Here is a 5693-nt window from a genome sequence, read left to right as displayed (position 1 = left end):
CAAGCCACCCGAGTTGCCAGAACCCATGCAGAAAGTACGCGTTCTTATCGTCGACGATTCGGCCCTGGTTCGTAAGGTGCTGACCACCATGCTCGAGTCCGATCCGGGCATCGAGGTGGTGGGCACCGCTGCGGACCCGCTGATCGCGCGCGACAAGATCAAGCAACTCAATCCCGATGTACTCACGCTCGACGTCGAGATGCCGCGGATGGACGGCCTTACCTTCCTCGACAACCTCATGCGCCTGCGCCCCATGCCGGTGGTGATGGTGTCCACGCTGACCGAGAAGGGCGCCGACGTCACCCTGCGTGCCCTGGAACTGGGCGCGGTGGATTTCTTCACCAAGCCTTCGGCCGACCTCGCCAACACGTTCATGGAGCACGCGCCGGAAATCTGCGCGAAGGTGCGCCTCGCCGCCGGTGCCAAGCCGCGCGAGCGCGCCAACGTCACGAAGCTGGATGTCGCGCCCCGGCTGTCCGCCGACGCCGTGCTGCCGCGCGCGCAGACCGCCGGTAGCCGCGGCGGGACGCGCATCATCGCCATCGGCGCATCCACCGGCGGTACCGAAGCCATTCGCGTGGTGCTGGAAGCCATGCCGCCCACGGCGCCGCCCATCGTCATTACCCAACATATTCCCGCCGCCTTCAGCGGCCCGTTCGCCGCCCGCATGGATTCCTGCTCGGCCATGCGCGTGTGCGAGGCCCGCGACGGCCAGCCGATCCAGCCCGGCCATGCCTACATCGCTCCCGGCAGCCAGCATCTCCTGGTCATGTGGGACGGCGCGCGCCATGTCTGCCGCCTCCACGACGGCCCGCCCGTGAACCGGCACAAGCCTGCGGTGGACGTGCTGTTCCGGTCCGTGGCCGCCAGCGTCGGCGCCGCCGCCATCGGCTGCCTGCTCACGGGCATGGGTGACGACGGCGCACGTGGGCTCGGCGAACTGAAAGAAGCCGGCGCGCCCACGCTCGTGCAGGACGAGGCCAGCTCCGTCGTCTGGGGCATGCCCGGTGCCGCCTGGAAGGCCGGCGCCGCCGGCGAAATGCTTCCGCTGGATGCCATTGCGGCGCGCCTGCTTGCGCTCGCCAACACCCCCGTACCCGCCGCTGCCCGCGTCGGCACCTGATTATCGAGACGTCATCATGCTGATCCCCAAAAACGAACGCATCGTCGGCTTCGCCGCAAGCGCCATCGCGCTGGTGCTGGTGCTGGTGTTCCACTCGGCCTGGGTCGCTCCGGTGGTCGTGGCCCTGCTGACGGCGACCTGGATCGCGATCAGCCTGCGCCCGGCGCCACTGCCCGACGTAGAGGTGGTGCTCAATTCCACCGCCAGCGACGAGGCGTCCGTGCGCGAGGCCATGGAAGACGTGCGCAGCGCCATCGTCGACGAACTCGGGCACGCCAGCCGCGAGCTCAACCAGGCGCTCGACCTTCTGCGCGACGCCGTGGCTGAACTCGGTGGCGGGTTCAACGGCCTGTCGCACAAGACCGGCAAGCAGCAGAAGCTGCTCAGCGAGATCATCGAAGCCGGCGGCAAGGGCATTTCCGTCCAGGACTTCGCCGACCGCACCGCGAGCCTGCTCGAGCACTTCGTCGGCCTGATCGTGCAGCTGTCGCGCGAAAGCCTGCGCATCGTCTACCGCATCGACGGCATGGCGAAGGAAATGGACGCCGTGTTCGCGCTGCTGAAGAACGTGAACACCATTGCCGAGGAAACGAACCTCCTGGCCTTGAATGCCGCGATCGAAGCGGCTCGTGCGGGCGAGTCCGGCCGTGGCTTCGCGGTGGTGGCGGGCGAGATCCGCAACCTCGCCCAGCACAGCAACCAGTTCAACGAGAAGATCGGCACGCACGTGGAGCGCTCGCGCACCGCCATGGAGCAGCTGCGCGAACTGGTCGGCCACATGGCCTCGCAGGACATGAACGTGGCGCTCTCCACCAAGGGCGGCATCGACGAGATGATGGCGACCATCACCGAATCGAACGCACGCACCAGCGCGGCGGCAGATGAGGCGGCTTCCCTCAACCGGGGCCTGGGCAACGACGTGTCCACGACGATCCGCTCGCTCCAGTTCGAAGACATCCTGAGCCAGCTGTTGCACCAGACCCGTTCGCGCCTGGTCGAGCTGCAGGAGATCACGGCCGACTGCACGCGTGACATCGAAGAACTGGCCTGCGTTCCCGCCGAGGCGTCCGAGCTTGGCGCCCGCGCCCAGCGCGTGCGCACCCGCCTGGCCGAGCAGCGCGAGCGCGCCCGGTTGCGTTCGCGCGGTCCCGCCCTGCAGCAGTCGATGGCTGCCGGCGACATCGACCTGTTCTGAGGAAGCTTCCCATGCCTATCAATGTCCACCACGATTCCGAGCAGGGCTGCCTCACGCTGCACCTGGGCGACCGCTTCGACTTCTCCATCCATCGCGCCTTCCACGACGCATGCCTCGGCGACATGCCCCCGGCGCGAAGCTACGTGCTCGACCTCGAACAGGTCGTCGGCATGGACAGTTCCGCGCTCGGCATGCTGATGCTCCTGCGTGAGCACGCCGGCGGCGACCGCGCGGAGATCCGCATCGTCAACGCCAGCGCCGACCTGCGGAACACATTGCGCATCGCGGGTTTCGACAAGCTTTTCACCGTGCACTGAACGGCTCTCGACCGATAAAGGCTTAACGGCTCGGCTACAAGCTCATCTGACCGGCCCTTCACGGGCTTGGCGGCAACATCTTGCGACCGCAAGCGCCGAGTCCCGCCATGCCCCTGTCCCTGGTTCCCCCGCCGATCCACTTCGACGAGTCCCTGGAGCGCGTGGAGGCCGACGAGGCCGAGACCGTGGAGGAGCTGATCGAGACGCTGACCCGGATCAACCAGACCACGCTGGAGCACGAAAAACATGCCCACCGGTCGGTGCACGCCAAGAGCCATGCACTGCTGACCGGTGAACTGATCGTCCCGGGCGACCTGCCGCGGGAACTGGCGCAAGGGCTGTTCGCCCGGGAAGGCACGTATCCCCTGGTCATGCGGCTGTCGACCGTCCCGGGCGACCTTCTCGACGACAGCGTGTCGACGCCGCGCGGCATGGCGCTGAAGATCATCGGTGCCGAGGGCGAACGGCTGCCCGGCAGCGAGGGCGACCTCACCCAGGACTTCGTGCTCGTGAACGGGCCGGTATTTTCCGCGCCGAACGCCAAGCGCTTCTCTGCATCGCTGAAGCTGGTGGCCGCCACGACGGACCGCGCGGAAGGTGCCAAGAAGGCCCTGTCGGCGGTGCTGCGCGGCACAGAGCGGGTCATCGAGGCGTTCGGCGGCAAGAGCGCGACGCTCCTGAGCCTCGGTGGCCAGCCGGAGACGCATCCGCTCGGCGATACCTACTACAGCCAGGCACCCATCCGCTTCGGCGAGTATGTGGTGAAGGTGTCGGTGGCCCCGCACTCGCCGAACCTCACGGCGCTCACGGATGCCGAACTCAACGTCAACGGCAAGCCGAACGGCCTGCGCGAAGCGATGGTGAAGCACTTCGCGGAGCAGGGCGGCGAATGGGACCTGCGCGTCCAGTTCTGCACGGACCTGGAGTCGATGCCGATCGAGGATGCCTCGGTGCACTGGCCCGAGGAAAAAAGCCCCTACATCGACGTGGCACGCATCGTCGTGCCTCCGCAACCGGCATGGAACGCCGCGCGCCGCGCGGCCATCGACGACGGCATGGCGTTCAGCCCGTGGCACGGCCTCGCCGCCCACCGCCCCTTGGGATCGGTGATGCGCGCGCGCCGCGTGGCGTACAAGGTGATGGCGAAGTTTCGTGCGCACCACAATGGCAGGACCATCACGGAGCCCCGTTCCATCGCCGATCTGGAACTGTAGGAGCCAGGTCGGCTACCGGACTACCAGCCCATGTAGTGCCCGCCATTGATGGCGAGATTGGAACCGGTGATCCAGCTGGAATCCTCGGAGGTGAGGAACGCCACGGCGTGCGCGATTTCCTCGGGCCTGCCGAGGCGGCCCACGGGAATCTGGGCGATGATCTTCGCGCGGATGTCCTCGGGCACGGCCATCACCAGATCGGTGCCCACGTATCCAGGTGACACCGTGTTCACTGTGATGCCGAAGCGTGCGTTCTCCTGCGCCAGCGAGATAGTGAATCCGTGCACGCCGGCCTTGGCCGCGGCGTAGTTGGCCTGGCCGTATTGACCCTTCTGCCCGTTGATCGAGCTGATCTGGACGATGCGGCCCCATTGCCGGGAACGCATGCCCTCGATGACCGGGCGGGTGACGTTGAAGCACGCATTGAGGTTGGTGTTCACCACCTCGGTCCACTGCTGGTAGTCCATCTTGTGGAAGGTGGTGTCACGCGTGATGCCGGCGTTGTTCACCAGGATTTCCACCGGACCGGCCAGGTCTTCCACCGCACGCACCATCGCTTCGGCCGAAACGGGATCGGACACGTCCCCCGGCACCATCACCACGTCGATGCCGTCGCGGATCATGTCTTCGCGCCACGCGGCAGCCCGGGCCTCGTCGCGGAAGTTGGTGGCGACCCGGTGGCCCTGGCGGGCAAGGTAGCGCACGATCGCCGTTCCGATGCCGCCCGTGCCGCCGGTCACCAGCGCCGTTCGCTGCGTCATGCCTTGCTTCATCCTCGTGCAATCCCGTGGTGGCCCGTCGCCGGGCAAACGATTCTTATAGCGTCGCCGCGTCGACAAGACTACTGCGGCGAAGCGACGCAGGCGCGAATCCGTGCAATGCGTCCCGAAGGAGCCTCTCGGGGGTGGTCGCGCCGGACCGGGTCGCGAGCCCCAGGCGGTCGAGCGCCGCGCGCAAGGCGGGCAGGGGGTCGTCCGCGTCCACGGGCAGGGCGGCGGTGGACTTCGACAGTTTCCGGCCCTGCGCGTCGAGCACCAGCGGCAGGTGCAGGTACCCCGGTGTCGGCACATCGAGCAGGCGCTGGAGATGGATCTGCCGGGCCGTGGAATCGAGCAGGTCGGCGCCCCTCACGACATGGGTGATGCCCTGGTCGGCGTCGTCGACTACGCAGGCCAGCTGGTAGGACCAGAGGCCCTCCACGCGACGGATGACGAAGTCGCCCGCTACTTCGCGCAGGTTCTCGGCTTGCGGACCTCGCAGGTCGTCGGTCCAGCGGACGGTGAGGTCGGGTGTGAGCAGGCGCCATGCCGGTGGCCGGGAAGGGTCGGGCGGCGCCACGCACAAGCCATCGCGGTGGACGCCGCCGGCGAAGGCCAGGTCGGTGCGGCTGCACCAGCACGGGAACAGCCTACCGTCCTCACGCAACCGCTCGAAGGCGGCGGCGTACAGCGCGTGCCGCTCCGACTGGTAGACGGGCGGCGCGTCCGGCGACAGGCCGAACGCCTCCAAGGTGGCCAGGATGGAAGCCGCCGACCCGGGAACCTCCCGCGGCGGATCGATGTCTTCGATGCGCACGAGCCAGTCGCCGCCGGCGTTTCGCGCCACCAGCCAGCTCCCCACCGCGGCCACCAGCGAGCCGAAATGGAGCGCGCCGGTGGGTGAGGGCGCGAAGCGTCCGCGGTAGCGTGGCGTGGTGTCCATGGAAGGAATTGAGACGTTTCTCATGGTTGTTGGGGCGGGAGAGCGGCAAGTGTAGGCGATGCCTTCGGCGCAGACCCGCACGGGAGCGGCGCCGCCCGCCTCCCAAGGCCTTCCGCCATTGAATCGTTCACCATTCGCCCCGA

At 67.8% G+C, this 5693-nt stretch carries 6 protein-coding genes; 4 read left to right on the top strand and 2 right to left on the bottom strand.

Annotation, left to right across the window (positions count from 1 at the left end; genetic code table 11):
* Positions 1–25 precede the first annotated feature (25 nt).
* The 4 genes from ACPYOD_RS18935 (at position 26) to ACPYOD_RS18920 (ending at position 3849) form a co-directional block, all read left to right on the top strand.
* Complete coding sequence (locus ACPYOD_RS18935) at positions 26–1123, top strand: protein-glutamate methylesterase/protein-glutamine glutaminase (RefSeq protein WP_481303238.1); 1098 nt, start codon at positions 26–28, stop codon at positions 1121–1123.
* 16 nt (positions 1124–1139) lie between these two features.
* Positions 1140–2318, top strand: coding sequence for a methyl-accepting chemotaxis protein (locus ACPYOD_RS18930; protein WP_481303237.1), 1179 nt, complete (start codon positions 1140–1142; stop codon positions 2316–2318).
* Positions 2319–2329: 11 nt separating this feature from the next.
* Positions 2330–2635 carry an STAS domain-containing protein gene (locus tag ACPYOD_RS18925; protein WP_481303236.1) on the top strand — a complete coding sequence of 102 codons (306 nt, stop codon included), beginning with the start codon at positions 2330–2332 and terminating at the stop codon, positions 2633–2635.
* A gap of 107 nt (positions 2636–2742) precedes the next feature.
* Positions 2743–3849, top strand: coding sequence for a catalase family protein (locus ACPYOD_RS18920; protein ID WP_481303235.1), 1107 nt, complete (start codon positions 2743–2745; stop codon positions 3847–3849).
* 20 nt (positions 3850–3869) lie between these two features.
* Here the strand turns inward: ACPYOD_RS18920 and phbB are convergent, their stop codons facing one another.
* Both phbB and gluQRS read right to left on the bottom strand, forming a co-directional pair.
* Complete coding sequence (gene phbB / locus ACPYOD_RS18915) at positions 3870–4610, bottom strand: acetoacetyl-CoA reductase (RefSeq protein WP_413623794.1); 741 nt, start codon at positions 4608–4610, stop codon at positions 3870–3872.
* A gap of 55 nt (positions 4611–4665) precedes the next feature.
* On the bottom strand, positions 4666–5550 hold the full coding sequence (gene gluQRS / locus ACPYOD_RS18910; RefSeq protein ID WP_481303234.1) for a tRNA glutamyl-Q(34) synthetase GluQRS: 885 nt from the start codon (positions 5548–5550) through the stop codon (positions 4666–4668).
* Positions 5551–5693: the final 143 nt, after the last annotated feature.

Source organism: Luteibacter sp. HAY1-4A, from assembly GCF_056755355.1.
Note: the sequence above shows the minus strand (reverse complement) of the source record. Positions and strands in the feature narration are given on the sequence as shown.

Bases quoted from the DNA above. Each gene is read 5' to 3' on its own strand.
- ACPYOD_RS18935 (WP_481303238.1), top strand. From the start codon at position 26: ATGCAGAAAGTACGCGTTCTTATCGTCGACGATTCGGCCCTGGTTCGT.
- ACPYOD_RS18930 (WP_481303237.1), top strand. From the start codon at position 1,140: ATGCTGATCCCCAAAAACGAACGCATCGTCGGCTTCGCCGCAAGCGCC.
- ACPYOD_RS18925 (WP_481303236.1), top strand. From the start codon at position 2,330: ATGCCTATCAATGTCCACCACGATTCCGAGCAGGGCTGCCTCACGCTG.
- ACPYOD_RS18920 (WP_481303235.1), top strand. From the start codon at position 2,743: ATGCCCCTGTCCCTGGTTCCCCCGCCGATCCACTTCGACGAGTCCCTG.
- phbB (WP_413623794.1), bottom strand. From the start codon at position 4,610: ATGACGCAGCGAACGGCGCTGGTGACCGGCGGCACGGGCGGCATCGGA.
- gluQRS (WP_481303234.1), bottom strand. From the start codon at position 5,550: ATGGACACCACGCCACGCTACCGCGGACGCTTCGCGCCCTCACCCACC.